Origin of the sequence: Acinetobacter sp. CE-15, assembly GCF_051059255.1 — a bacterium.
GTDB classification, from domain to species: domain Bacteria; phylum Pseudomonadota; class Gammaproteobacteria; order Pseudomonadales; family Moraxellaceae; genus Acinetobacter; species Acinetobacter guillouiae.
In genome coordinates this window covers 4,194,453-4,219,560 of the sequence record NZ_CP192737.1, presented here as the reverse complement: position 1 = coordinate 4,219,560, position 25,108 = coordinate 4,194,453, and the positions used below count along the sequence as shown (strand labels likewise).

Genomic DNA, 25,108 nt, shown 5'->3' with positions numbered 1-25,108 from the left:
GCCTATTTATTTAATTTCAGCCAATGATAGAGCTAGTGCTCGGTGTGCGAATGGATAAGCAAATAATTTTTGAAGATGATCATATTAGAGCAATCTATTTACAAGGCGATTCTGACACTTTAGTCCTGTCATTTGGTGACTTGATTTCTAGAGCTAAAGGACTTTCCATCAATGCTGAAAAGTCTTTGATTAAATATAACTACGCCGTGGTCGGGATTATGCCAAAACAGAAGTCTTGGTTTCCTGCCTCAAGCATGGCTGCATTGTTAGAGCATCTAGATCCCATTTTAAAACAATTTAAAAATATAGTGGGTTATGGCGGTTCGATGGGTGGCTATGCGGCAATCAAATATGCCAAAGCTTTAAAAATGAATCGTGTTGTTGCCATGGTTCCGCAATATTCTATCGACCCTTTAGAGGTTGAGGACAAGCGTTATACAGATTTCTATGATGCTGAATTAAATGCGGATATGCGTATTCAGGCACAAGACATCGTTGCAGACTGTGAATACATCATTGTTTATGACCCTTATTTTGAAAATGATAAAGAACATTATTTAAAAATTAAGCCATTGATCCCTCAATTGCATACGTTACATTTACCGTATACTGGTCATGATGCGATTGCAGTTTTAGCCAACTCTGCGTTACTACATGATTTTATTGAACGTGAATACGATCAAACTTATTTTTATAAGCAGATTCGTGAAGTAAAGAAAAACAGCAAATTTTATTATCGAAGTGTGATTGCTCACTTATTGGGGACACATAACGAGGCTTTGGGTAAAATTCTAAAAGGTACAGATATCCAACTGGATAGTACTTTCTTTGATGCCAGTTTAAAGCAGACCATTACGCGTATTTTATTGACCAATAAACGAGTAGATGAGCAAGATTTGCAGAAACTGGGTATTCAAGTCAATTTTGCTTTTGAAGATAAAACGCAGCTACAAGACAGTTTTGGCAATATTTTAGTATTTAACGTGATCACGCAAAAGCTAGAAAGCTATGATCAACAAGTGATTGATGTGAATGGAAAATATATTATTCCATTGCATGTTGAAAACAATGGTTTGGCACAAGTCGAGATCAAAAAGCAGACCTATTTGATTTGTATGAATGATCGCCGTGTGACCAAATTATTTAAGCAAGATGAAGCTTTATCTTTGGATATGAATCCAATTGTGATTAAAAAAACCACTGACTTTTATGTGTTGACCTATAAAAACTTTTATATGAGTTGTGATATTCAAGGTTTGGTGAGTTTTGATGATGAAAGCTTAAATGAGTTTTGCCACTTTAAGGTTGCTTAAAGTCAGCGGTTGAGCTGAAACACCATTTGGTGTCTAACGATTTGACATTTGAGCTATTTAAATAGACAGATACGGCTTTAGTTACATTGCTTTAAATAGGCGATTGGAAATAAAGCGGTATATTTTTTAAATTCATTTTGAACGTCTAAATCACTGACTTTATAGACTTCGCTGGAATGTTGATAAACATCAGTCACTGCTGCCAGAGAACCTTCTTCACCGTCTTTATAATGATAACGGAAGGTTTTTTGCGTGGCATGGAGCAGTTTTTGCTTCATGGGTGGTTGATGAAGGAAGGTATAATTAAACACACGATTTTCCATTTCCAAATAATATCGAGCTTGAATACGGCAACCCTGATTTAATTTAATCAGTTTAAATTCATTTCCCTCAGAACTTCTAAACTCAGCTTCGTCTAAGTTATTTATTGATTGTAAAACATATACTTTTGCATAGACTGGCGAATATAAGCTAAAACCAAGCAGAGCGAGCATAAGTGACGGATAAGCTGTCCAATTCATTGTAAGGTCTTTTTGTTGATTGTTTAACTCACTATAAGGCGTAATCAGGTGTTTTAAAATATAAAAGATCCATGCCAGAGGTCTCTATCAACTCATAAGACGAAGATACCAGTTATCAAATTTAGAACCTACGATTCGCTCGTTTAAACGTCCCAAAGTCATTAAAACGGACCCCATTTTCTTGCATCACTGGATAGCAGTCTTGAGCAATGGCTTGACGAATATAAAATGGATCACGTACAACAAAATGGTGAATGGCATGTGTGCCAGCAAAATTAAAACAAAAGGCCTGTAAAGGTTTCATCCGCCAATCTGTCCAGACCTGACACTGCTGAACGATATTGCCATCTTCAACATCACCATAATAATGCATATTGGAACTGGTAAAATGCAGACTTAAGGTGCGTAAGAAATTTGGTGCTGCAATGCTAACGGCATAAAACTTTGTGGTTTTGTCTGCAAGTCTCCATAAGCTATTTTTAGGTTGTGCTATGCCTGTGGCTTTCATTGCTAATTTGGCAGCATTGAACAATAAGAAACCATGCCATAAGGCATAATGAATATGTCCAAAGGGTGCATAACTCGCAGAAAGTTTTGCTTTTAATTTGAGTTTATCGGCTTGGGATAAATGCTTTTGCGCATGAATAAAACGCTTGGTGGTTTTCATCATGGTGATGGGGCGTAAATAGATCGCCAGCATATTGTCACCAGTCATCAGCAAGCGTTTTAAGCCCCATTGATCACCATTGTTAATACCGCGTTCTTCTAAATCTGTTTTAGTACCCGATGATTTGTGATGATGTAAATGTACCTCGCGACGTATCCACGGGTTCACGGTACTTGGACGAAAGGCATAAACGGCTGCCAACATGGCATCATTGATTTTTTTGTTTTTACGGTAATACATTTGGTGAATAAGATCATGTTCTAGTTCATGTAAGAGCGACATCCAAAATGCAGAAAGCGGAATTGCCACATACCAAGGCATTTTCCCACGAGTGTATTGTGTTATATTGAAAATAATCCCTGTTACAGCTGTTACAAGGATGGCTAGGCCAATTTGGTCTTGGTGCTGAACCAGCCAAGGATGACGTTCACGTAATTGATTTCCCGCTTCCAAAATTGTTTTACGAATTCGGTGGCTACGTTGTTCATCTTCTGGATCAGCAAAAAGTTTAGTTTTGCTTTGTATGGACATTTGTACATCGGAAAGGGGTAAATTCATTTTCGGTTTCCTCTATATTTTTGTAGTACGACAAGGAAGTTTTTTAAAACCAACATTTGTTGGTTTTTATGAGAGATTATCTGATGATTAAAATAACGTCAACGTCAGTTTTAAAAAAAATGACGAAAAAGGTGAGCCAACCAAAACAAGAACGTTCCCAAAAAAGAATGGATAAGATGCTGGCAACCACGCAAGAGTTACTGTTATCCATTGGAATTGAAAAGATTTCGATTCCTGAAATTGCCAATGCATCTGGCGTTCCGCGGACCAGTATTTATCAATTCTTTCCGACGAAATACGATATTTTTCGTCATATTGCACTGACGCATTTAAATGATTTAGTCAAACAACTCGGACAGGCTGCTGTTCGAGTGTTGACGGAAAATCCAAATGCAGCCATAGAAGTATACGGACAGCTACTCTCTGAAAGTATGATTCGTACCACAGCCAAATATTTTAATGAATCTGAAACGGCAAGCTTGTTGATTTTAAGTGGACCTTTTACCCGGCAAGCTTATCTGGAATACCAAATAGAATTAAAAAAGGTCAGTCATGGCGTCCGAAAAGCACTGGAAATGATTAACGTCGATGAATATGTACCACAGGAGCCTGATACATTGACGATTTTAATGGAATTGGTTTTTACTTGTATGAAGCATGGTTATTACAACGAAAGCTATATTTCTGAAGCCATTATTCAAGAGGCTTACCGTATGACCAATGCATACTTATTGGCTTTAAAGAATAATTCTTTTGGTTTTCCAGAAGCGTCTGCTTCGTAAGTGTAAAACTAGCTCTCTATCATTAAGGAAAAGCAATGAAAGCTGTATTTTTAGATTATGAATCTTTAGATAAACAGGATTTGGATTTTAGTCAGTTAAGAGCAGCTTTTGATGACTTAATACTTTATCCATCGACCACAGCAGAACAAGTTCTAGCGCGGATTCAAGATGTAGACGTGGTGATCAGCAATAAAGTGATTGTGAATGCTGAGGCGATGGAACAATGTAAAAATTTAAAATTGATTTTGATTTCGGCCACGGGGACCAACAATATTGATTTAGATTTTGCGCGATCAAAAGGTATTGTGGTGTGTAATTGTCAGGGCTATGGCACTTCTGCAGTTGCACAACATACGCTGACGTTAATGTTGGCATTAGCGACATCTTTACTTAAATATGAGCATGCAGTTAAACAAGGCGAATGGAACAAGTCGCCAATTTTCTGCTTACTGGATTTTCCAATTGTCGAATTATCTGGAAAAACCCTTGGCATCATTGGTTATGGTGAGCTTGGTCAAGCGGTTGCCAAGTTGGCAGAAGCTTTTGGAATGAAAATTTTGGTCGCATCATTACCCAATCGACCAACGCATAAGGATCGAACACCTTTTGCCGAAATGCTTGCTCAAGTCGATTTTCTTTCTCTGCATTGTCCTCTAACAGAGGAAACACGTGATTTAATTGATAGCCAAGCATTTGATAAAATGAAAAATTCTGCTTTCTTAATCAATTGTGCGCGTGGTGGTATCGTTAATGAACAGGCTTTAGCAGACGCATTAAGACAAGGCAAAATTGCAGGTGCGGCAACAGATGTACTTTCTGTTGAACCGCCGACACAAGGTAATGTTTTACTTGCACAAGATATTCCAAACCTGATTATCACACCGCATAGTGCGTGGGGCAGTGTTGATGCACGTCAACGTATTGTGAATCAAATGCTTGAAAATTTTGAGGCATTTAAGCAGGGTAAAGTGATTCGTCAGGTGAATGGCTAAAGGGCCGAGTTAAAAGCACAATGAAAAAAGGCGCAATTAAAAGGCATCGTTAAAAAAGTACAGTTAAACAGCTATATTCGTTTTACTGCTATCAGCTTGAGCATAGGTAGCGCAAGGTGTGGAGATCAACAGATTAAGTGTGTTTAGCTGCTTATCTTGGTACACCAACCTCATCATCTGTTGAGCTTTGTGTATTGGTTGAGCTGGTGTCTTTTGAGCCTGTGGTATTGGTGTTGGCATCATGCTCTTGGTTCTCGATTGGTAACGACTGTTTTTTAATTTCAGGTTCTTCTTGCGCATTGTTGGGTAATTGATTTTGAACTGCGGGTTGAACAGGTTGTGTGGTGATCGGCGTATTTTGAACGTTTGTTGTCGTTGCAGCAGTTACAGTATTCGCCGTATTGGGTGTGGTCGAAGATTGGCTTAAGCTGCCTTGTTCAATCGGAACATTTAAACTGGTTTTACCCATTACTCGATCTTTGGTTTGCTCAACCTTTTTTACCGCAGTATCGATGCCTTGGCGAGTACTATCACGAGCCTCAGTGGCTTTTTCAGTGGTATATTTTTTGGTATTTTCAATGGTTTCATCCAAAGACGGTTTAATTTTTTGAATCCCTTTTTCGGTCGCATCACCTACTTTTTCAGCGGTATTCTGTACAGCTTCACCGGTCTTATGTGCCAATACTTTAAAAATATTTGGATTGTCACCATAAGGCTGGGTTTGATTTTGAGTATTGGTTTGCGCATAGAGTGATGGTGTTGCAAGTATTGCAGTGATCACACATAGACTTTTGATCATCTTCATGATGTTTTGATCCCTTTATGATGATTGTAGCGATTCGCTCAGTGCTAATTGGGATTATCATACTGTTTTATTTAGATAAAAAGTAAAATGGAAAGAAAAATCCTACAGCAAGAAAACATATGTATACATTGCATACCAAATTACTGGCAGATGTATAAGAAAAGCTCACCTAAGTGAGCTTTTCTAAATGTGCATTAAATTTAAATTATTTTGTAGCAACTTTAGCGTCTGTAGATACGGCGACTTTAGCGCTACCTACTGGTGTTTTCACATGGGTTTGTGAATTTACTTTTGCACCTGTATTTGCTGGTTTAGGTTTAACTAAATCCTTGGTTTTCTGCCAAGTTTTACTTGTTGCTGATTTAGTTTTGTCTTTTACTTTAACAGCTGCTTCTTTGGTGTTATGACCCGCTTCAGAACTTAGTTTTTTGGTATTTTCCCACGCACCTTTCGTCGCAACTTTACCTTTGTCTATGCCTGTTTCCACACCAGTCCCAACTTTATCAGCAGCATGTTTAGTGCCGTCCCATGCATCTTTAGATACATCACGGGTCTTATCGACACCTTTTTCCACACCCGTACCGACTTTATCCGCAACATTTTTAGTGCCATCCCATGCATCTTTAGATACATCACGGGTTTTATCGACACCTTTTTCAATACCTGTACCTACTTTAGCAGCAGTATTCTTGGTGCCATCCCAAGCGTCTTTAGACACATCACGGGTTTTATCAACACCTTTTTCAATTCCATTACCTACTTTGTCTGCTGTGTTATGGATACCTTGACCAATGTTGCTTAGAATGCCTCCATTGGTTCCGACTTCAGCAGAAGCATTTGCACTTATATCTGTATTGGCAAAAAGAGGAGAGCTGGCAAGAAGTGCTGTGGCGATCACTGTTGTTTTAAGCATTTTCATAATTAGTTTTATCCTGTACCTGAATGAGTTCAAGTTTGAGTGTTGCCTATAATAATGTGAAATATGTATAAAAATAGTCTTTGAGATAAAACAGCAACAGCTTATCTACAGAGTTTTAACAATAGTGTAAGAATTGTGAATGAATGTTACGGCCAGATGTGTTTGGGGGAATTGAGCGTTTTTACTTTTTAAATTCTGATGCTTATAAGAATATGAGAATGATGATAAAAGCATTTTCTGTAAAAATTTCTAGCTTGTTATTAAAATAAAAACGACATAAGCTTTGGGTTAAATTGTTGGTTTAATCATCATAATGAAAAATATAATAATCTTAATATTTCTCACCTTTATATTGAGTTTAAAACCCAGTTTTGCCTGTGGCTGTGGAGATGAACTATCTTCCAGGCATCAAATAATGGGTTGGGTCATTATGGGCGTGGTATTTTTAATTTATTTGATTCCAAGCCTTTATTTTGCAAAATATTTTAGGAAATATCAGCTATCTATTGGACATCTGATTTTGTCTCATGTGCTGATGATTGCGATACTCTACGCAATGATGAATTCGTTTAAATTGGGTTTAAATCCAATTTATTATTGGTTTAATCATTACCTCCCAAATAGTTTCATATTTGCTGCGATTGGACTCATTGGCGTCCTTGTTTGGATTTATCCCGTCATTTATGTGGCTAAAAGAGCGAAATAATTTTGTATTTAGCTCTTTTAGCCTCAACGACGTATCAAAGTGAAGTGCCGAGATTAATTACATTTTTCCAGATTTGATGTTTTAAAGTTATTTTTAAGTGAGTTGAAGTTTTTTAGCTTTTCAGCATCTTTTGGATCAAAAACAGTTTGTTTATTTTCGACTTCAGCATCTACATTTGAAAATGCAGAGATGAGCTGATCACCTTTAAAAATCCAATGTTCTGTGGCTTTTCCTGTTTCAAAGTTGCCAGTAAATTCGATGACACAGTTGTCTGTTTGTTTGATGAGTTTGGCAAGGTTATGTTTTGTGCTTGGTTCAGCAGAGATATTTTTATGTTGTTCTAAAACAGTTGGAGCGTTTGGATTGGTGGGTGTAGTTGAGCAGGCGGTGAGGACGATCGCGATTAAAGGTACAGATAATAATATTTTAGAATTCATATGCTTTTGATCTTAAACTTAACTTGATCAATTGAGTCTATACAATGTATTAGGAATATTTAGTTTTAGATTGTTAATGAAAGTTCTAATTTTATTTAGAACTTTCAATTGATTCTTTAATTTCTTGATTAATATTTCTAATTTTTAAATTTAAATTATCTATTAAATTTTTGTCTAACTCCATCTGATGACTAGTATGGACTAAAGCATTTCTAAAGATTCGGATATCATTTATTTCATGATATAAATTATCAGGAATGATATTGAAACGATTTAATTCTTTAATCTGTTGTATAAAAGGAGGTTTTTTTGTCGATTCTACTAATTTTTTGTAGTAAGTATTAATATTGTCTTCAAATTTTGAATATTCCATAAAAAAGTTACCGACACTAGAACTTATATTTTGTTCACTTTTAATTTCTAAATCTTTAGAAATTATTTCAGGTCGAATACCTTTTGGTGAAATGATTTGGGCATTTGGTAGATTTTCTACATTCTTTTTCTCTAAATATTTTTCAACATATTTATCATTGATTTTAGATAATCTTGTTGGGTCAACGCTATAGAATATTAAATATAGAACAATAGAGATGAAGTAAAGAAAACTACATGTTGCAATAGTTAATGAATAATTTTGATAGTCTAAATAATTAAATGTACCAATAACAATAAGACAAAATAAAACAGATACAATTCCTATGATAAAAATCAATAGAAAATATTCGAACACCTTTTCTTTTGCAATTGAAACAGCTGTTTCCCAGCTTTCATCTTGTTGTATCTTTTTTTCAAGTAAGGTAAATAAATACGGTACAGCTACTAATGTTAGCGCCATTAGCCCAGCTACAACTTGTGCTATTGTTGAGTAGATGTATAGAATGGAGTTTTCTGACAGAATTATGGAGTAGAGTTGGAATTTTTCGATAGTTATCACTGGAATAACCAATGTTAATAATGAGATGAAACTGAATTTTAAAAATGGATGTATTAAATTTTTCTGCATGTTAATAAAAAATAAATAAAATTCATCTTTTATCAGAATTTTAATTTTATTTCAATAGCTTAATTTTAACTTTTTAATGCAAGAACATCCTCAAACAAGCTGTTTAGCTGTACAAGTAAATTTAAACGATTTTCTCCAAAAAAACGCTATATCATTATCACATTCTCAAAGAACTTATTCGTCACCTAATGTAAAAGAGGAAACAGCGAATGATTTTTACCCATGCTCTTGATGATAATGGCGCGTTTGAAGTGTGAGTAATTGTGATTTTAAATGATTTAAATCTTCATCTAAACCAAATCTTTGCGCTAAAGGATCAACCAAGTGGCTTGAGTCAAGATGAGTGGTCTGTAAAGACAAATCATCTGAAAAAGACTTTAACTGTTGTCTACGGGATACGCTAGAACATGAATAGCGTCTAAATTTTTCAAGTAAGAAAACTAAACGGCGTGTTTCAAGCGTACTTAGATTATTTGTTATAGAAGGTAAAAGCTCTGAATAGAGTAAAGCCTCAGCAACTGGTTTCACTTCACTAAATGTTGCCGATGATAATGGTTGTTTTAACAATGTATTTAAAGCGTGTTCAAACTCTACCTGATTCATCATATGAGTTAGCCTCTTAACTCCGAAAGGATTGACACGATATATTGACTATTCGAGTGTAATTGTTCAGGAGTCGCATAGTACATTTCAGCATTATTCGCTGATTTTTTAAACGCTTCAAGAGAAAACTTACCATTAAGGTATAATTCTTTGATGTCTTCGATATCTCTATCAGATAAACGAGCAAGTTTTGAAATGGCTAAATCTAAACCGGATACTAAATAAACTTCAACAATACGATTGGCAACTAATGGAATCGCTCTTTCAAGGTAGTCAGGGTCGACAGATGCAAGGCTGGTGTTAAAACTACGATCAAACTCTAAATTAGTTTCAAGATTATTATCATCTAAATATTCAACATCATTATTTTCTAAAAACACAACTATATCGTGTTTCTTTAATTGCTGGATTGCCTGAATTTCAGCATCTATATCATTGCTACCACGAGCATTGGTATGAATATGAAATGCACAACCACCAAAAATAAAAGCCTTTACAGCACCATGCGGTAAATTCTTATGATTTTTTAATATGTAATTCTCAAGCTCTTGAAAGAGCTTGAGAATAGTGATAGTAATTGGAGAATTACTATAGATCGTCATACTTAATGCTGTAACACAGAAATATCTGCAATCTGCATAAATAAGTTACGGAATAGTTGAAGCATTCGTAAGCGATTTATTCTTAAGTTAGTATCATCTGACATCACCATCACATTCTCAAAGAATGCATCAATTGGTGCACGAAGCGCAGCTAACTTAGACAGTGCTTTTGTGTAGTCTTTAGTATCAAATAATGGTTTAACAATAGGATTTATTCGCCAAAACTCTTCAAACAAAGCTTTTTCAGCATCTTCAACTAAGTTGTCAATAAACACATTTCCTTCGGGAATTACCTCTTTCGCCAAAATATTGGCAACACGCTTATTTGCAGCAGCCAAAGCAGCAGCTTCAGGCAAACTACGGAAGTGATTTACTGCATTTACACGCTTATCAAAATCAAGAGGTGATTTTGGAGAAAGTGCTTGAACAGCCTGAATCACATCAACGGCAACACCTTGGTCTTCGTACTTAGCACGGTAACGACCTTCGAGGAATGCGACAGCATCGACTAAAGTCTTCGCATGATCTTTTAATACATCGCCATAAGCAGCCAAAGCAAGCTTGATTAGTTCTTCAATCGAAACATCAAGATTATTTTCAATCACCAAACGCAAGATACCAATCGCAGAACGACGTAAAGCAAATGGATCTTTCGAACCCGTCGGTGCTTGACCAATCCCGAAAATACCTGTGAGGGTATCTAAACGATCAGCAAGGGCAATGGTTGTACCTGTTTTCGTTTTTGGTAGAACATCGCCAGCAAACTTAGGTAAATATTGCTCACCTAAAGCTTCAGCAACTTCATCATTTTCGCCTTCAATACGTGCGTAATAAGTTCCCGCGATCCCTTGAAGTTCAGGGAATTCACCAACTAACTCTGAAGTTAAGTCACATTTTGCAAGCAGTGCAGCTTTTTCAGCATCAGTAGGATTTGCACCCGTGATTGCAGATAACGCCACAGCCAATTTTGCAATACGTTCAGACTTGTTCCAAAGTGTGCCCAATTGTGCTTGGAAGACCATATTGGCTAATTTCTCTTTACGAGAAGCAAGCGGTTGCTTTTGGTCTTGTAAGAAGAAAAACTCTGCATCAGACAAACGAGGACGTACAACTTTTTCATTACCTTCAATGATTTGAGTTGGATCTTTAGACTCAATATTGGAAACAGTAATGAAATAAGGCTGTAATTTATGTGCTGCATTGACCAAACAGAAATACTTCTGGTTGTCTTGCATCGTGGTGATCAAGGCTTCTTGAGGCACTGCAAGGAAACGTTCTTCAAAGCTTGCACGTAACGCAACAGGCCATTCAACCAATGCAGTCACTTCATCACGTAGGTCGGCAGGAACGATGGCAATCGCATTGACTTCATCAGCCAAAGCTTTAACTTGTTGGTCAATGATCGCTTGACGCTCTTCAAAAGAAGCCACGACATGTGCTGCTTTTAATTTCGGTAAATAATCATCTGAATTTGTGAGTGAAATCGCTTCAGGGGCATGGAAACGATGGCCGTAGGTCAGATTACCCGCTTTATGATCCTGAATCGTTGCATCAATCACATCATTGTCTTTTAACAAGACCACCCATTTCACTGGACGAACAAATTCAGTACGGCTTGCCGCAGAACGCATACGTTTTGCGATTGGTAAGTTATCTAGTGCTGTTTGTAAAATTTGTGGAAGTAAAGCGTCAAGACTTTGGCCTTTCACATCTTTTAAATAACAAACTTTTTCAACTTTACCTGCTTGGAAAGTTGATACTTGATCCGCAGTAATGCCTTGACCACGCATAAAGCCTTCTAAGGCTTTGGTTGGTTTGCCTTCTACATCATAAGCAGCTTGTAGGGCAGGACCATCAAAACGCTTTTGAGTGTCTGCTTGTGCACCATCAACATTAACAATTTTTAATGCCAAACGACGTGGTGCTGCATAAGCTTCAATTGAATCAAATGCCAAACCTGCGTCTTTTAAACCTTTAACCGTTTCAGCTTGTAACGCATCACGTAAGGTCTTTAAGCTTTTAGGCGGTAATTCTTCACAGCCAAGTTCGAATAAAACTGTATGTTTAGACATTATTTATTCTCCTCAGCTTTTGCTTCTGCTTCAACTTGTGCCTTTAACTGTGCAAGCACTTCGTCACGTAAATGCGGTTCAGCCATTGGGAAACCGAGTTTGGCACGAGCAGCCACATAGCTTTGTGCAATAGAGCGTGCCAAAGTACGCACACGTAAAATATAACGTTGACGCTCAGTGACAGAAATAGCACCACGTGCATCGAGTAAGTTAAAGCTGTGTGATGCTTTGATGACTTGCTCATATGCTGGAAGTGGAAGTTCCGCTTCCATTAAGCGGGTTGCTTCAGCTTCATAAAAGTCGAAGAGTTCAAACATTTTTTCAACGTTGGCATATTCAAAGTTATAAGTTGATTGCTCTACTTCATTTTGATGGAACACATCACCGTAGGTGACTGTACCAAATTGACCTTTGGTCCAAACCAAGTCATAAACTGAATCGACGCCCTGCAAGTACATTGCCAGACGTTCAAGACCGTAAGTGATTTCACCTGTGACTGGGTAGCACTCAACCCCACCGACTTGTTGGAAGTAAGTAAACTGAGTCACTTCCATACCGTTTAACCACACTTCCCAACCTAAGCCCCAAGCGCCCAATGTTGGAGATTCCCAGTTGTCTTCTACAAAACGAATGTCATGTGTAAGCGTGTCAATACCAATCGCTTCTAAAGAGTCTAGATACAGTTGTTGGATATTGTCAGGGTTGGGTTTAAGTACCACTTGGAATTGATAGTAGTGTTGTAAACGGTTTGGGTTTTCGCCATAACGACCGTCTTTAGGACGACGTGAGGGTTGAACGTATGCTGCGTTCCATGTTTCTGGCCCAAGCGCACGTAAGAATGTTGCAGTGTGGAATGTCCCTGCGCCCATTTCCATATCGTAAGGCTGTAACACCACACAACCTTGTTCAGCCCAGTAGTTTTGTAAGGCAAGAATTAAGCCTTGGAATGTATCAATATGCGATATGGCGCGACTCATGCAGCATCCACTATAAGTATTAGAAAAAATTGGTTCTAAGTATAAGGATTTTGGGGAGGTGTGGCAAAGGTTAGTCTATAAATATTGATTCTTATCGCAGATCAACTTATGTACATTTTTTCAGATTTTCTTTTGAGATAAAACTTTTCATTTCTTTGGCCTCTTTTCTTATTTTCATTTCCTCAATGTGCTCTTCAATTTTTGCATCTGGAGCATCGCTATTGATTACGGGTTCCGAGCTTGAATTTTCAGATATTAAAATGAGATCGTCCCTAAAAAAAGCCCAATCTTTTTCTATTGTTGGTGTATTTTTAGAAGTGTTTTTTGCTTTTAAGATGCAGATTTTATCTTTTTTAATTAGGGTAAGTTCAAGTGTGCTTGATGGTTCGCCCGTCATTGCAATTTGCTTTGTTTCTAAAATTACGGGTTCATTTGATGTACTACATGCAGCAAGGAAAAACGAAGAAGTTAAAATGATGAAATGGGTTATTTTGTTCATTGGTAAAATTAAATAAGTTAAATTATATATTTGATATTAACATGGAAATTTTAAATATTATGTATTTAGTGGATTATGAGCGTAAATTCAAAAGTTGGCAAAGCTATGCAGAGCTGCCATTTGGTTTATCTTTTTTGATCGACGAATTCGCGTTAGAACACTATCTTTCCCAACGCATAACTTTTTTGAAAGGCTTTGAAGCCACTGAATTTGCTCGACTCATGTATAAAGAAATGCCTAAATCTTTTAAGAATGAGCAATACTTAAATATTTCAGAAAGTTGGAATTCTGATCTTGAAATTGCGCAAGTGAGAGAATGGTTGTTTCAGCAAAAGATTCCTTTCGATCAAGATATTTACATGCTATATGATGAAAATGTAATCAAAACCCAATGGAAAGTTTTTGTGAAACACTGGGATATCTTTAGTTGGTCTGTTGGGATAAGTTTAAATATTGTGGATCAAACCAGAAGTTGGATGCTGGAAGTTCATCATGAACAGATCATGACTTTTTATTCAATGGTGATTAAATGAATTATTTAGAAATCATTGGTAAGAATTTAGTAGATGGTAAAAATGCACAAGATTATATTGATTGGGCTGTAGCAAAATTAGAAAATGGTTTTGAAACAGAATCTATTATTGCTTTGGTTTCTTTAATATTGGAAAGTTTTCCAGAGATCGGGTTAGCTGAAAAATATTTTCACGCATCAATAGACGAACTAGGTTTACCTTATCCAGATTCAAAAAAAGCAATTTTTGCTTACTTACAATTTTTTTGTGATGAAGTGTTGGGCGGTAAAATCCAGCCTGAACTTGCTGTAAATATTTTAAAAAATATTTGTGAAACGATTAGTGACAATACGGTGTTTGATGGTGTTTATCATCCAATAATGGATATTTGGTATTATCTAGATGAGGATTTATATATGCTATCTATCGATGAATTCAGTATGTTTAATATAGGTTTAAATCTTCTAAATATTGATGGTTATATTTTACAAGTGATACATCAATTCCAGTATATGTTGTCATTAAACCTACCCATAAACTTCATGGAACTTTCAATTAATCAGCAGAACATCATGTGGGATATGCGTGGTTATGAGGGGCGGGTTTTATATCTAGAAAAGGCCAATCAAAACTTAATCTTCAATCCATAGTCCTTTTTCATTGCCAATAACGCTTCTGCATTGCCTTTGGCATCGTCAACAGGGTTATGGGTATGTGCTGTTTTACGCAAATGCTTAAAACTTAGAACGCTATCTTTGACCAGTCCTTTATACAAACTGCCTAAATTTTGTGAACTAAATCCAAACGGATTACTGCCAGTAAAATGATGAAAATACCAACAGACAAACATCCAGTCAAAACCATTATTATCACTAATAAAGATAGGGCGATCTTTACTGACTTTACTCACCCACTTGGCAAAGTCTTTCATAACATGCTCAGGATTGTTAAAGCTTAGGGTTTCTTCACGACTAAAGCCTGAAACTGCGAGCGCTTGAGGAATATAATTTTCGGAAATTGGTTTAAGTAAACCGTAGAATTGTTGATGTAAGTGATCTTCTACCAACACTGCACCTAGCGCAATCATTGAGTAATCACCGGGAATTGGACCATCTGCTTCGATGTCCACCATAATATAAGCCATATATTCTCCTTATTTTAAGATATTGTTTTTATGCTGGAATTCATTATAAATGATGATTCTGATCGCTGACAAACTTTATCGGTATTTTGCTTTTTTAATATTTATAGCTTATAAATTATTGAATAAATTTAAAACATTTTAAATCATTCATTATGCAAAAAGCACAGAAAAACAAACTTTGGCTAAGCCTTCTCCTTATTCTATTAGCGGTTATTTCTATTCCTGCGATTCATCTTTTTAAAACAAAAATCAATGAGCAACAGGGAATTGAGCATATTCCTATAGGCTATCGGGATGATGCCAGTCATCTTAATTTGACAAAAGTGCATAAAATTGTCGATGTAGAAAGTACACCCGAAGCGATTCAACAACAACTTAAAACTTTGCTTAAATATGCAAGTGAACATCATCTAAAAGTTTCGATTGCGGGGGCTAAGCACAGTATGGGTGGGCATACGATTTACCCTGATGGTATTGCACTGAATATGCTGCCCTATAACCATATGAGCTTTGATGAGAAGAGCAATATTCTCACGATTGGCTCGGGTGCAACATGGGAAGAGGCCCTTCAGTATTTAGACCGCTATGGTAAATCAATTGCAGTGATGCAATCTTTTAGTAATTTCTCGATTGGCGGTTCGATCAGTGTCAATGGGCATGGTTGGCAAAAGAATTCACCCCCGATTTCATCCAGTGTTGAGTCATTTACCTTGATGAATGCACAGGGAGAGATTGTAAAATGTAGTCGTACAGAACATCCTGAACTGTTTAAATTGGTGATTGGTGGCTATGGATTATTTGGCATTATTCTCGATGTGAAATTAAAAGTTGTGGATAATGTCGCTTTAACATTTCAATCAATTTCAGTATTACCTGAAGACTATGTAAATGCGTACCAAAAGATTGTCAGTAATAATCCAGATGTACAATTTGCTTATGGTCGGTTACGTATTTCAGATAAGCATTTTTTACAGCAGGCAACCTTAAACTATTTTGAAAAAATCGATAAAAAACCCTTAGCCTTGTCACAACAACAAAGTAAAAATGCTGAAACCAAGCGGATCGTGTTCCGTGGTTCTGTCGATAGTGAATACGGCAAACGACTACGTTGGGATCTAGAAAGTAGCCTGAATTCAGTATCGCCTTATGCGACGTTTAGTCGCAATGAAATTCTCAGTGAGGATGCTGCCTTGATTGAAAATAAAGATAGCCATTCAACCGATCTATTGCATGAATATTTTATTCCAAAGCAGCACTTGGCTCAGTTTATTCAAGATCTCAAGCCTGTTTTAAAAACGAAAAAAGTGGATCTACTCAATATCACGATTCGTGAAGTTGAACATGATCATGATGCGTTTATGAATTATGCCCGAGAGGATGTTTTTGGCTTGGTGTTTCTGTTTAATCAAAAGAAGACCGCACAACAAGAGCAGGATATGCAACAACTGACTCAGCAATTGGTTGATATTACACTTAAAAACCAAGGCACATTTTATTTGCCTTATCGTTTACATGTGAGTCGCGACAAGATGCGTTTAGCCTATCCGCAAACGGACGCCTTTTTTAGTTTGAAGAAAAAATATGATCCAGAGGAGATTTTTAGTAATCAGTTTTATCTACATTATCGTGAGTCGTAAATGATGGTCTGGAGAATACTTTTAACAAAACCCAATAACAGCACCCTGCAAATACAGAAATTGCATAAAAAAACCAATCGCTCAATAGTTTCCATAGCGGTGTGGGTAATGACCCAGTAAAAACCAGATAGCCAATGATGCTGACAATTAGCCACATTAACAGTGAGCCGACGAAAATACTGAAAAAATTAAGCCAATATTGATGTGCAAGCCAAAGTGAAATGACATAAGCAATTGGAATGACAAGAATGCAATAAATCAGATAAACGATTAGGCTGATACCAAATATTGTCAGTAAAGACTGTATATCATATTGATGATTCATAAAAAGAAAAAACGCGATCAATAGGATTAAGCTCAGACTGGGTGCTAAAAACAAAGCCTTTAAAATCGATTTATTGCTATATTGAGCCATGATCAAAACAACAAAGGAATAAATATGATAAGAGCATGCACAATCATGATGGTTTTATCTACAACTATTTGTTCAATATCGGCTTATGCAGAACAGAGTGCTGCTTCACCCGATGTATATAACCAATGTGTTGAACAAACCATCGAAAAACTGGCTTTAGGCAACATCAACAATGCCGTGGTTGAATCATGTAGTAACCAGAGCAGAGCATATTATGAAAAAGAAATTGTCAAAGTTCTCGATCAGATTAAAAAACAGAGTCAGATAAACCATCAGCCAGAACGTTATAACGACATCATGAAATCACAACGCTTATGGAAAGCTTATGTTGATCAGGAGTGTCAAAATGCTGGAAGTTATATTGGTTCACCCATGTATGCCTTTTGTCCAATGCAAGAATATGGAAAAAGACTTGATCAATTGACTGAATATGCCCAGTGAAAAATCAGTAGATGAGAAATATCAGCGAAAAATTTATCCATTTAAGATAGATAATAAATATATCTTATAACCACAACATCGTATAATTCACACTTTAAACCGTGTTAAAGCGCAGGACTGTCGTGTTTCATACGCAACTTGAATGGTTAAATACCTTAAAACCCAATTTTAAAGTTTTACCACTAAAAGATCGTTTAGTCTGTGGTGTTGGTGCACTGCTTGGATTAGCAGTGTCATCATTGATCAGTTGGTATGTACTCGGTGGATTTAATGCATGGTATATCGCACCGATGGGCGCGTCCTCGGTATTGCTCTTTGCTGTACCCGCAAGCCCTTTAGCACAACCTTGGAATATGGTGGTGGGGAATACCATCGCAGGTTTAGTCGGCGTGACTTGTGCCATCTTTATTTCCAATCCAACCGAGGCATTTAGTGTTGCTGTTGCATTGTCGATATTCTTGATGATGAGTACAGATTCATTGCATCCGCCAAGTGGCGCAGTGGCGATTACTGCCGTATTGGGTGGTGCATCTATTCACCAGTTGGGTTATCAATTTATCTTTTACCCAGTATTACTCAATTCAGTCTTGCTGCTGGTGATCGCGATCATTTTTAATCGTATGTTGGGAAAGCAATATCCACAAGCTGCACAGCTTAATACACGTTCGAAGGATCCAACCCCGACACAGAAAGTCACCATTCAACCGCAAGATATTCAAGATGTGTTAGAACAACAGACACAGCTTTTAGATATTAGTGAATATGATTTACAGAAAATCATTTTAGAAGCACAAGCAAAGGCCAATGCAAGGGCAGTACATCAATACCTTTGCCAAGATATTATGAGCAAAGATGTGCTGAGCTTGGATGAACAAGATGATATTCACCAAGCTTTAGATAAGTTTAAACATGTGAATTTGATGAGTTTGCCCGTGCTCAATGCTGATCGGGAATTGGTTGGCACATTGGCATTGTATGAAATTGTAGAGTGGTTTAAACGCGCTGCCGATGCGCGTGCTCCTTGGGAACATTTGGTCAAACAAATTATGAATCGACAAGTGGTGACTGTACAGCCGACGCAACCGATTCAAGACTTGGTGCCTTATTTCGTTGAGCGCTCTTTTAATTATATCCCTGTGGTTGATCATCAAAAAATGGTCGGGATTATTAGTCGCGCAGATATGATTGCAGCATTACAGCAACAACTCAATAATTCACAATGATACTGTTTAAAAATAAAACCGTTTAAAAATGAAACTGTTTAAAAATGATGCGGTATAAAAAAAGCTACAGCAGTTTGGGGGAACTGTTGTAGCTGAAAAGGGTCATATCTTTAAATCGAAGTCAATTAATGGGTTTTCTCTTCATAAATGGTTCGTACAGGGCGTTCATAGCTTTGCGGTTCATTTAGCTGCAAGTTTTGTTTTGGCATAATTAACCAAAGCACCAAATACACCAGAATACCTGGAAAAGCTGCGCTCAAACATGAAACAATTACGAAAATAATTCGTAGTAATGTGACATTCCAACCAAAACGTTCAGCAATACCGCCCATTACACCGGCGATCATATTGTGTCGGCTTGAACGATATAAACCAGAATTGGCCATTTAAATCTCCTTAAAGTTATTCATCATCATTCATGATTAAAAAATTAAAAATGAATTCATATAAGTAAATAGTGGCGTTTCTGTTTGATTCTTCAAGTGAATCACCAATTAAAATTGTTAAGACTGTGTAACAACGCCAGTTAAATCATTAAAAATAATGTAAAAAGTGTCCAATCCGATGTAGGTGGCGGTGGTGATAAATATGTTTTTTATACTTTTGTAAAAAATACAGCGTTAAGATTTCGAGAAACGGCACAACGCAATAAGATATAGATATACACATTGATCTTTGATGTGTCTGGCACGGTGCAATTGGGTTATTTGGATTTATGTATTTAACTTTTCATAAAGTAATTTTTTTTAGAATTTTAGGCATCAGTATTTGTACAGTACTGAGTGCTTGCGATTCCTCAAAATCAAATGATAAACAACAAGGTGCATCTGACACACAAAATTCATCCAGCGAACTTGCTTTGCAACAAACGCCACCACGTGCCAATGCAAGTGAAGGGAAAAAACTGACCGATCTCGCCGGTCAAGCCACCTTGCCTGCAATGGTAGAAATGAAAGGGCAAGACCAGCAAAGTGACGTGGTTTCCACAAAAGCTGAGGCATTTGTTGGACGTTATCATGTACAAATGAGTTGTGAAGATCCGTTTGCCAAGTGTGAAAAAGGCAGTGCGGAGTTTATTATTAACTTACTCCCAGACGGTACTGCACATCGTACCTTTGTGTATATGGGAAAAATGACCTATGAAAATAGTGATATCAAGCCGAACCGTGGCTATCAAAAAAATACTTGGGCCTATGATGAAGTAAATCATGAAATTGTGATTAATCGAATTGAAGGTATTCAGTTCTATTACAACGTGGACGCACAAAATGACTTGGTGATGGATATTGATAAAATAGTTAATGGCACTGAAGAAAATCGACTTTATTTTAGTCAACACCATACCGCGCCAACAAAAGCCTATGTGTTAAAGAAATTTGATAATTAAAAAAATAGTAGTTAAAAAATTGGTAGCTAGAAAAATTGATAATTAAACAATCTGGTGGGGCTTTAGGGTGTAACCCACCAGAATGACACATTTAAAATTTTGAAATGAATGATCATCTTAGAAAATCAGATAGCAGTTAAACATTGTGTATCGTCTAAAAATGCAATGTTAAAACGCTTTGGTTAAACTAAAAATTGCACCGTTTGCGACTGTACGTTTTTCACTTTTAGAGAGCTGATCGGTATTCAAATTGGTACCAACCGCAGATAACTCCGCAGTTAAACCTTCAAGTGTTTTAAATTGATAATTCACCCCAAGCTTCCAATCGATGTAATTGTCGGCATCAACATCAATCAATGCACCTTTATCTTGGATGATGGAATAACCAATACTTGACGTCAGACCAAAACCTGTTTCAGCCAATGGTACTGAATAGCCTAAGGTGAAGTTCCATGCATCACCTGCAAACCCAATATAGTCATCACTATAATTAATATTGGTGAGGAGGCTATCTTTACCCAAAAAGATATCATTAAAGGTTAAACGTGCAGAAAACTCATGCCATGCCCAATCCGACCAACCTGGATAGCTAAATCGGTTATAGCTTAAATCTAGTGTTGGCTTAACTTTTTCAGACCAATTTAATGCCGTGTTATAGCCAATATATGAGGTAAACTCAAAATGTGGTGATGTTGAACCACCGAAGTCCGTATTGGCCGCAAAGATTCCGCCGTATAAACCAGAATCATGTGACAGTACAAAGGTCCCTTGTACCGCAGGATCATTACGAGATTGGGAGAGTCCACGGAAACGGTAGTCCGTTGTCAGTGCAGCAGAACCGCTTAAGCTAAGACCTGATGAATGTCCTGTTTCTGAGGCCATAGCAGAATGAGTTGCCATTGTTGTCAGCATTACCGATAAAATTACTGGTTTAATCATATTGATTTCCTTTTCGTAAAAATTTGGATTATTCCAAAATCCTTTTTTATGTCGATCAACGACGCATTTTTGTTTTTGTTATCTTAAGTAGTGATGTTATAAAGAGATAATAGAATATTCAGAACACATGCCTCAAAAAATCTGAATCGCTTGGGTATAACGATGACTTTTATCCAATTGAGTTAAATTTTTTTAATGATTATTTATGTAATTATTTTTTAATAAAAAATTCTTTTGAACGATAAATTACTTTTTTAACCCTAGATCAATGATCTGCTTTTCACCCATCGTTTTTATTCAATTCAAGTGGTACTCAAGCTGGTGTATAGGTCGATATTGAACATCGATCAAATACAGGCCTGAGATAATTTTTTCTTTAATTTGTTCGTGATTATTCTGACCTCAATATTTTCAAAATATTAGATGGTCTTTATTTTAAATTTTAAGGTGATTTCGCAAATGATTTTGATCTCTTTACGATGGAGTAACTACGTTATTCAGTCCTTTTTAGTCTTACTTTAAAAAAACTAAAGGCTTGATACTGAATATAAAAATTTAAGCCGATTCTAAGATTGGTTATAACTTTTTTATTTATGGAATGGATTCCTATGTCTATCACAACTATGGAAAGTAGTACGATTCAGGCAATTCCTGAAAATCAACGTCACGGTAACGCACGCGATCTATTTACGATCTGGTTTGGCTCAAACATTATGTTGTTGACTATGTTTACGGGCTCATTGGCAGTTACAGTTTTTAATCTGAGTTTCTTTTCCGCCTTAATGGCATTGGTTTTAGGCAATCTTGTTGGTGCGATTTTTGTCGCACTGCATTCTGCGCAAGGCCCACAACTTGCAGTGCCGCAAATGATTCAGACACGCGGGCAATTTGGTTTCTATGGGGCTTTGCTTGTTGTTGGCGTCGTGGTGATTATGTACTTGGGTTTTTATGCATCCAATTTGGTGGTTGGTGGTGAAGCGCTACATACAATTTATCAGCCGATTTCCAAGGTACAAGGCATTACGATTATTGCGATTGGGAGTCTGATTGCAGTTATTTTTGGTTATAAACTCATTCATAAATACACCCAAATCCTTGCGGTACTTTCAGGTTTAATGCTGCTTGCTGCTTTTATTCGTGTATTTAGTTCGCAATACTTCCCCCAAGATTTCTTTCAGCTGGGAACGTTTTCAAGCATTGGCTTTATGGGAACCTTATCCATTGCCGCATTATGGCAGTTGGCTTATGCCCCGTATGTATCAGATTATTCCCGCTATTTGCCTAAAGCGACTGGGGCAAAAACTGCATTTTGGGCAAGCTATTGGGGCTGTTCACTCGGCTCACTGATTTCAATGATCTTGGGCTTAACCGTTGCTCGTGCCTATAGTGGTGACTTTATTCAAGGCTTAATTCACTTAACCGGCTCCGGTCTATTCAGTACCGCTTTGATTATCGTCTTTTCTCTCGGGATTGCTGCCACAAACTCGATGAATTTGTACTGTGGTACTTTATCGAGCATCACTATTCTACAAACGATTTTTCACCGTTGGTCACCGCGAGTGCTTGCCAGAACTATAGTGGCATTAAGCTTATTTAGTGTGGCGATGTTCTTATCTGTTTCAAGTTCGGAAAGCTTTGTCGAGAGTTATGTCAATTTTATTCTCTTGCTCATGTGTGTACTGATTCCATGGACAGCCATCAACCTCATCGATTATTACTTTATCCATCATACTGAATATGATGTGGCATCCTTCTTTAAACCGGATGGTGGGATTTATGGTTACTTCAATTGGCCTGCATTAATCTGTTATGTGATTGGGATTTTGATTCAGATTCCATTTTTATCTACACCGCTGTATGTTGGTCCGCTTGCCAAATTACTGGGTGAAGTGGATATTTCATGGGCGGTTGGTTTGTTGGTGGTTAGCCCACTGTATTATGTTGTGGCGATGTTATATAAACGCACATTACCTGAAATAGACAATCAACTATTACAGCAACATAGCTATGATTATGTCATCGTTGGCGCGGGTTCGGCGGGGAGTGTGATTGCCAATCGACTAAGTGAAAACCCAAATACTCGTGTCTGCTTGATTGAAGCAGGCGCTGCTGATAATTCGCCACGCATTCAGATTCCCGCAGGAACGATCACGTTATATAAGAGTAAAAAATACAGCTGGAATTTCTTTTCTACCCCTCAGAAACGTTTGAATAATCGTCAAATCCATGCCCCACGTGGCAAAATGGTCGGCGGTTCAAGTTCAATGAACAGTATGATTTATATTCGCGGAAATGCCTCTGATTATGATAATTGGGAAGCGAAAGGTTGTGCTGGATGGGGCTGGAAAGAGGTTTTACCCTTCTTTAAACGCTCTGAAAAAAATGTCATTCAGCAAGACTTGGCTTTTCATGGTGTTGAGGGCGAGTTATTTGTTGATCATCCGAAAGATCCGAACCCATTATCTAAACTCTTTATCCAAGCTGCCGCTTTACTCAATCTAAAAGAAAATCAAGATTTTAATGCTGCATCAAGTGAAGGTGTGGGGATATATGATGTGACTCAACGTGATGGTCAGCGTCTATCCAGCTTTAAAGCATTCGTTCAGCCAATATTGACACGTTCAAACCTTACAGTGGTGACTGAATGCGAGGTTGAGCGTATTCATCATAGTGAGGGGCAAGTACACTCGATTCATGTGCAACGACAAGGACAAAATTTTGATATCAGAATCAATAAAGAGTTAATCCTTTCAGCTGGTGCTTTTGTTTCGCCGTTATTATTGATGAAATCTGGTATTGGTCCGAAATCTGAGTTGGAACAGGCTGGTATTGAATGTAAGGTTGATTTACCAGGGGTAGGTAAAAACTTGCAAGAGCATATTGATGGTTTGGTGACGGTTAGAACAAATAGTTCAAAAACACTGGGTTTTTCCGTTGGGGCTTTGGCATCTATACTGCCGGCACCATTCCAGTATGCACTCAAAAGAAAAGGCTGGTTGACCACCAACTATGTAGAAGCAGGGGGCTTTGCAAAAACACCACTGGCAACAGATTTACCAGATGTGCAATTTCACTTTGTTCCGGGGTATCGGAGTCATCGTGGTCGTCTGTTTGAATGGGGGCATGGCTATGCAATCCACACCTGTGTTTTAAGACCAAAGAGCATTGGTGAAATACGTGTGAATGCCCAAAAGCAGATCGAGATTGATTATAACTTCCTTGAAAAAGAACAAGATATGCACGTGCTGATTGAAGGAATTAAACTGGCACAGCGTATTTTAAAACAAGATGTATTTAAGGCGTTCAATGGTCAAGAAATCTTACCTGGACCTGATGTTAAAACTGATGCAGACTATCAAGCCTATGTTCGTGAATATGCTGCAACCGTATTTCATCCCGTGGGAACATGTAAGATGGGGATTGATGCAATGAGTGTGGTCGATCCAAAGCTTAAGGTCGTTGGCTTTAATAATCTGCGTATCGCTGATGCATCCATTATGCCTGATCTTGTATCAGGCAATACCAATGCGCCATGTATGATGATTGGTGAACGTGCCGCAGATTTTATCCTTCAACAGCAATAATCCACTGGGTAAATTCCCTAGATTGTTTTAATTGAATGGCCATACGCATAATTAAACCGTGCGCAATCTTGGTTATTGGGCACGGTTTTATATTGTTTGGGAGGGGGAATACGATGACTCGTCAAGCAGGAGAATATTATTTTGCTAGCGATGATTTGGCATTTACTCGTTCGACAAGAAGAATAAAAGCTTTTTAGCTATTCAGTTCGGTCGTGTCATCTGATTGTGATTGTTGGCTTGGTTGTTTTGAGCTAAAACCGTTGACTAAGATCTCAGTCGATATTTGAGTATTGATGCTTCGTCATCATTGAATGATAAAACAATCCGTTTGATTAGGGCGTGCAGCTATCAGAAAAATAATTCAACTGAA

Annotated in this window: 25 protein-coding genes; 11 read left to right on the top strand and 14 right to left on the bottom strand. The window is 37.3% G+C overall.

All coding sequences use genetic code 11. The annotated features are described in order from the left end of the window. Positions 1-23: 23 nt before the first annotated feature. Positions 24-1,313, top strand: a complete 1,290-nt coding sequence (locus ACQ7EO_RS19375) for a hypothetical protein (protein WP_434278426.1) — start codon at positions 24-26, stop codon at positions 1,311-1,313. A 77-nt stretch (positions 1,314-1,390) separates the two neighbouring features. On the opposite strand, the gene ACQ7EO_RS19370 is transcribed toward ACQ7EO_RS19375, so the two are convergent. Further along, the gene (locus ACQ7EO_RS19370; protein WP_244014808.1) at positions 1,391-1,834 is read right to left on the bottom strand and encodes a hypothetical protein; all 444 of its coding nucleotides are present in this window, start codon (positions 1,832-1,834) and stop codon (positions 1,391-1,393) included. 121 nt (positions 1,835-1,955) lie between these two features. Continuing rightward, complete coding sequence (locus ACQ7EO_RS19365; RefSeq protein WP_434278424.1) at positions 1,956-3,059, bottom strand: fatty acid desaturase; 1,104 nt, start codon at positions 3,057-3,059, stop codon at positions 1,956-1,958. Between the two features lie 83 nt (positions 3,060-3,142). On the opposite strand from ACQ7EO_RS19365, the gene ACQ7EO_RS19360 reads away from it, so the two are divergent. Both ACQ7EO_RS19360 and ACQ7EO_RS19355 read left to right on the top strand, forming a co-directional pair. Beyond that, the gene (locus ACQ7EO_RS19360; protein ID WP_004818708.1) at positions 3,143-3,841 is read left to right on the top strand and encodes a TetR/AcrR family transcriptional regulator; all 699 of its coding nucleotides are present in this window, start codon (positions 3,143-3,145) and stop codon (positions 3,839-3,841) included. A gap of 35 nt (positions 3,842-3,876) precedes the next feature. Then, complete coding sequence (locus tag ACQ7EO_RS19355) at positions 3,877-4,833, top strand: 2-hydroxyacid dehydrogenase (protein WP_434278422.1); 957 nt, start codon at positions 3,877-3,879, stop codon at positions 4,831-4,833. 151 nt (positions 4,834-4,984) lie between these two features. Here ACQ7EO_RS19355 and ACQ7EO_RS19350 read toward each other — a convergent pair whose 3' ends face one another. Both ACQ7EO_RS19350 and ACQ7EO_RS19345 read right to left on the bottom strand, forming a co-directional pair. Next, positions 4,985-5,638, bottom strand: a complete 654-nt coding sequence (locus ACQ7EO_RS19350; RefSeq protein ID WP_434278420.1) for a hypothetical protein — start codon at positions 5,636-5,638, stop codon at positions 4,985-4,987. A 205-nt stretch (positions 5,639-5,843) separates the two neighbouring features. Next, positions 5,844-6,557, bottom strand: a complete 714-nt coding sequence (locus tag ACQ7EO_RS19345) for a hypothetical protein (protein ID WP_434278419.1) — start codon at positions 6,555-6,557, stop codon at positions 5,844-5,846. A gap of 313 nt (positions 6,558-6,870) precedes the next feature. Here ACQ7EO_RS19345 and ACQ7EO_RS19340 point away from each other — a divergent pair, with 313 nt between their 5' ends. After that, entirely contained in the window at positions 6,871-7,263 is a 393-nt protein-coding gene (locus ACQ7EO_RS19340; protein ID WP_434278418.1) for a hypothetical protein, read from the top strand. A 53-nt stretch (positions 7,264-7,316) separates the two neighbouring features. Here ACQ7EO_RS19340 and ACQ7EO_RS19335 read toward each other — a convergent pair whose 3' ends face one another. From ACQ7EO_RS19335 to ACQ7EO_RS19305, 7 genes are all read right to left on the bottom strand, one after another. After that, positions 7,317-7,700, bottom strand: coding sequence for a hypothetical protein (locus tag ACQ7EO_RS19335; protein ID WP_434278416.1), 384 nt, complete (start codon positions 7,698-7,700; stop codon positions 7,317-7,319). A 91-nt stretch (positions 7,701-7,791) separates the two neighbouring features. Beyond that, positions 7,792-8,535, bottom strand: a complete 744-nt coding sequence (locus ACQ7EO_RS19330; protein WP_434278414.1) for a hypothetical protein — start codon at positions 8,533-8,535, stop codon at positions 7,792-7,794. A 384-nt stretch (positions 8,536-8,919) separates the two neighbouring features. Next, entirely contained in the window at positions 8,920-9,309 is a 390-nt protein-coding gene (locus ACQ7EO_RS19325; RefSeq protein WP_303577677.1) for a hypothetical protein, read from the bottom strand. A gap of 5 nt (positions 9,310-9,314) precedes the next feature. After that, complete coding sequence (locus ACQ7EO_RS19320) at positions 9,315-9,908, bottom strand: DUF6036 family nucleotidyltransferase (protein ID WP_434278412.1); 594 nt, start codon at positions 9,906-9,908, stop codon at positions 9,315-9,317. A gap of 2 nt (positions 9,909-9,910) precedes the next feature. Then, a complete protein-coding gene (gene glyS / locus ACQ7EO_RS19315; RefSeq protein WP_434278411.1) occupies positions 9,911-11,980 on the bottom strand; it encodes a glycine--tRNA ligase subunit beta in 2,070 nt (689 codons plus the stop codon). Continuing rightward, positions 11,980-12,957 (bottom strand): glycine--tRNA ligase subunit alpha, encoded by a 978-nt coding sequence (gene glyQ, locus ACQ7EO_RS19310; RefSeq protein ID WP_004718182.1) that lies wholly within the window; start codon positions 12,955-12,957, stop codon positions 11,980-11,982. Before glyQ ends, glyS begins: the two co-directional genes overlap by 1 nt. A gap of 106 nt (positions 12,958-13,063) precedes the next feature. Further along, positions 13,064-13,456, bottom strand: coding sequence for a hypothetical protein (locus ACQ7EO_RS19305; protein WP_434278409.1), 393 nt, complete (start codon positions 13,454-13,456; stop codon positions 13,064-13,066). A gap of 41 nt (positions 13,457-13,497) precedes the next feature. On the opposite strand from ACQ7EO_RS19305, the gene ACQ7EO_RS19300 reads away from it, so the two are divergent. Continuing rightward, a complete protein-coding gene (locus tag ACQ7EO_RS19300) occupies positions 13,498-13,989 on the top strand; it encodes a hypothetical protein (protein ID WP_270382876.1) in 492 nt (163 codons plus the stop codon). Beyond that, the gene (locus ACQ7EO_RS19295) at positions 13,986-14,618 is read left to right on the top strand and encodes a hypothetical protein (protein WP_434278408.1); all 633 of its coding nucleotides are present in this window, start codon (positions 13,986-13,988) and stop codon (positions 14,616-14,618) included. The genes ACQ7EO_RS19300 and ACQ7EO_RS19295 overlap by 4 nt, the downstream gene beginning before the upstream one ends. Here the strand turns inward: ACQ7EO_RS19295 and ACQ7EO_RS19290 are convergent. Then, positions 14,594-15,112, bottom strand: a complete 519-nt coding sequence (locus tag ACQ7EO_RS19290) for an exonuclease (protein WP_434278407.1) — start codon at positions 15,110-15,112, stop codon at positions 14,594-14,596. The two genes, ACQ7EO_RS19295 and ACQ7EO_RS19290, sit on opposite strands and share 25 nt — an antisense overlap. Positions 15,113-15,264: 152 nt before the next feature. Here ACQ7EO_RS19290 and ACQ7EO_RS19285 point away from each other — a divergent pair, with 152 nt between their 5' ends. The 3 genes from ACQ7EO_RS19285 to ACQ7EO_RS19275 all read left to right on the top strand — a co-directional run bounded on the left by ACQ7EO_RS19285 (position 15,265) and on the right by ACQ7EO_RS19275 (position 18,828). Then, the gene (locus ACQ7EO_RS19285) at positions 15,265-16,749 is read left to right on the top strand and encodes an FAD-binding oxidoreductase (RefSeq protein ID WP_434278405.1); all 1,485 of its coding nucleotides are present in this window, start codon (positions 15,265-15,267) and stop codon (positions 16,747-16,749) included. A 439-nt stretch (positions 16,750-17,188) separates the two neighbouring features. Continuing rightward, positions 17,189-17,605 (top strand): lysozyme inhibitor LprI family protein, encoded by a 417-nt coding sequence (locus tag ACQ7EO_RS19280; RefSeq protein ID WP_315077556.1) that lies wholly within the window; start codon positions 17,189-17,191, stop codon positions 17,603-17,605. Between the two features lie 122 nt (positions 17,606-17,727). Continuing rightward, positions 17,728-18,828: an HPP family protein gene (locus ACQ7EO_RS19275; protein ID WP_004818732.1), complete on the top strand. Its 1,101-nt coding sequence runs from the start codon at positions 17,728-17,730 to the stop codon at positions 18,826-18,828. Between the two features lie 125 nt (positions 18,829-18,953). On the opposite strand, the gene ACQ7EO_RS19270 is transcribed toward ACQ7EO_RS19275, so the two are convergent. After that, entirely contained in the window at positions 18,954-19,214 is a 261-nt protein-coding gene (locus ACQ7EO_RS19270; protein WP_004818733.1) for a PspC domain-containing protein, read from the bottom strand. 329 nt (positions 19,215-19,543) lie between these two features. Here ACQ7EO_RS19270 and ACQ7EO_RS19265 point away from each other — a divergent pair, with 329 nt between their 5' ends. Then, on the top strand, positions 19,544-20,215 hold the full coding sequence (locus ACQ7EO_RS19265; RefSeq protein WP_004818735.1) for a hypothetical protein: 672 nt from the start codon (positions 19,544-19,546) through the stop codon (positions 20,213-20,215). A 168-nt stretch (positions 20,216-20,383) separates the two neighbouring features. Here ACQ7EO_RS19265 and ACQ7EO_RS19260 read toward each other — a convergent pair whose 3' ends face one another. Further along, entirely contained in the window at positions 20,384-21,154 is a 771-nt protein-coding gene (locus tag ACQ7EO_RS19260) for a TorF family putative porin (protein WP_434278403.1), read from the bottom strand. Positions 21,155-21,762: 608 nt separating this feature from the next. On the opposite strand from ACQ7EO_RS19260, the gene ACQ7EO_RS19255 reads away from it, so the two are divergent. Then, a complete protein-coding gene (locus tag ACQ7EO_RS19255) occupies positions 21,763-24,738 on the top strand; it encodes a cytosine permease (protein ID WP_434278401.1) in 2,976 nt (991 codons plus the stop codon). Positions 24,739-25,108: the final 370 nt, after the last annotated feature.

Coding starts and splice junctions, on each gene's coding strand:
- glyS (WP_434278411.1), bottom strand. CDS start 11,980: ATGTCTAAACATACAGTTTTATTCGAACTTGGCTGTGAAGAATTACCG.
- ACQ7EO_RS19305 (WP_434278409.1), bottom strand. CDS start 13,456: ATGAACAAAATAACCCATTTCATCATTTTAACTTCTTCGTTTTTCCTT.
- ACQ7EO_RS19360 (WP_004818708.1), top strand. CDS start 3,143: ATGATTAAAATAACGTCAACGTCAGTTTTAAAAAAAATGACGAAAAAG.
- ACQ7EO_RS19375 (WP_434278426.1), top strand. CDS start 24: ATGATAGAGCTAGTGCTCGGTGTGCGAATGGATAAGCAAATAATTTTT.
- ACQ7EO_RS19300 (WP_270382876.1), top strand. CDS start 13,498: ATGGAAATTTTAAATATTATGTATTTAGTGGATTATGAGCGTAAATTC.
- glyQ (WP_004718182.1), bottom strand. CDS start 12,957: ATGAGTCGCGCCATATCGCATATTGATACATTCCAAGGCTTAATTCTT.
- ACQ7EO_RS19290 (WP_434278407.1), bottom strand. CDS start 15,112: ATGGCTTATATTATGGTGGACATCGAAGCAGATGGTCCAATTCCCGGT.
- ACQ7EO_RS19345 (WP_434278419.1), bottom strand. CDS start 6,557: ATGAAAATGCTTAAAACAACAGTGATCGCCACAGCACTTCTTGCCAGC.
- ACQ7EO_RS19355 (WP_434278422.1), top strand. CDS start 3,877: ATGAAAGCTGTATTTTTAGATTATGAATCTTTAGATAAACAGGATTTG.
- ACQ7EO_RS19255 (WP_434278401.1), top strand. CDS start 21,763: ATGTCTATCACAACTATGGAAAGTAGTACGATTCAGGCAATTCCTGAA.
- ACQ7EO_RS19320 (WP_434278412.1), bottom strand. CDS start 9,908: ATGACGATCTATAGTAATTCTCCAATTACTATCACTATTCTCAAGCTC.
- ACQ7EO_RS19335 (WP_434278416.1), bottom strand. CDS start 7,700: ATGAATTCTAAAATATTATTATCTGTACCTTTAATCGCGATCGTCCTC.
- ACQ7EO_RS19260 (WP_434278403.1), bottom strand. CDS start 21,154: ATGATTAAACCAGTAATTTTATCGGTAATGCTGACAACAATGGCAACT.
- ACQ7EO_RS19330 (WP_434278414.1), bottom strand. CDS start 8,535: ATGGCGCTAACATTAGTAGCTGTACCGTATTTATTTACCTTACTTGAA.
- ACQ7EO_RS19285 (WP_434278405.1), top strand. CDS start 15,265: ATGCAAAAAGCACAGAAAAACAAACTTTGGCTAAGCCTTCTCCTTATT.
- ACQ7EO_RS19370 (WP_244014808.1), bottom strand. CDS start 1,834: ATGAATTGGACAGCTTATCCGTCACTTATGCTCGCTCTGCTTGGTTTT.
- ACQ7EO_RS19350 (WP_434278420.1), bottom strand. CDS start 5,638: ATGAAGATGATCAAAAGTCTATGTGTGATCACTGCAATACTTGCAACA.
- ACQ7EO_RS19325 (WP_303577677.1), bottom strand. CDS start 9,309: ATGATGAATCAGGTAGAGTTTGAACACGCTTTAAATACATTGTTAAAA.
- ACQ7EO_RS19265 (WP_004818735.1), top strand. CDS start 19,544: ATGTATTTAACTTTTCATAAAGTAATTTTTTTTAGAATTTTAGGCATC.
- ACQ7EO_RS19280 (WP_315077556.1), top strand. CDS start 17,189: ATGATAAGAGCATGCACAATCATGATGGTTTTATCTACAACTATTTGT.
- ACQ7EO_RS19365 (WP_434278424.1), bottom strand. CDS start 3,059: ATGAATTTACCCCTTTCCGATGTACAAATGTCCATACAAAGCAAAACT.
- ACQ7EO_RS19295 (WP_434278408.1), top strand. CDS start 13,986: ATGAATTATTTAGAAATCATTGGTAAGAATTTAGTAGATGGTAAAAAT.
- ACQ7EO_RS19270 (WP_004818733.1), bottom strand. CDS start 19,214: ATGGCCAATTCTGGTTTATATCGTTCAAGCCGACACAATATGATCGCC.
- ACQ7EO_RS19340 (WP_434278418.1), top strand. CDS start 6,871: ATGAAAAATATAATAATCTTAATATTTCTCACCTTTATATTGAGTTTA.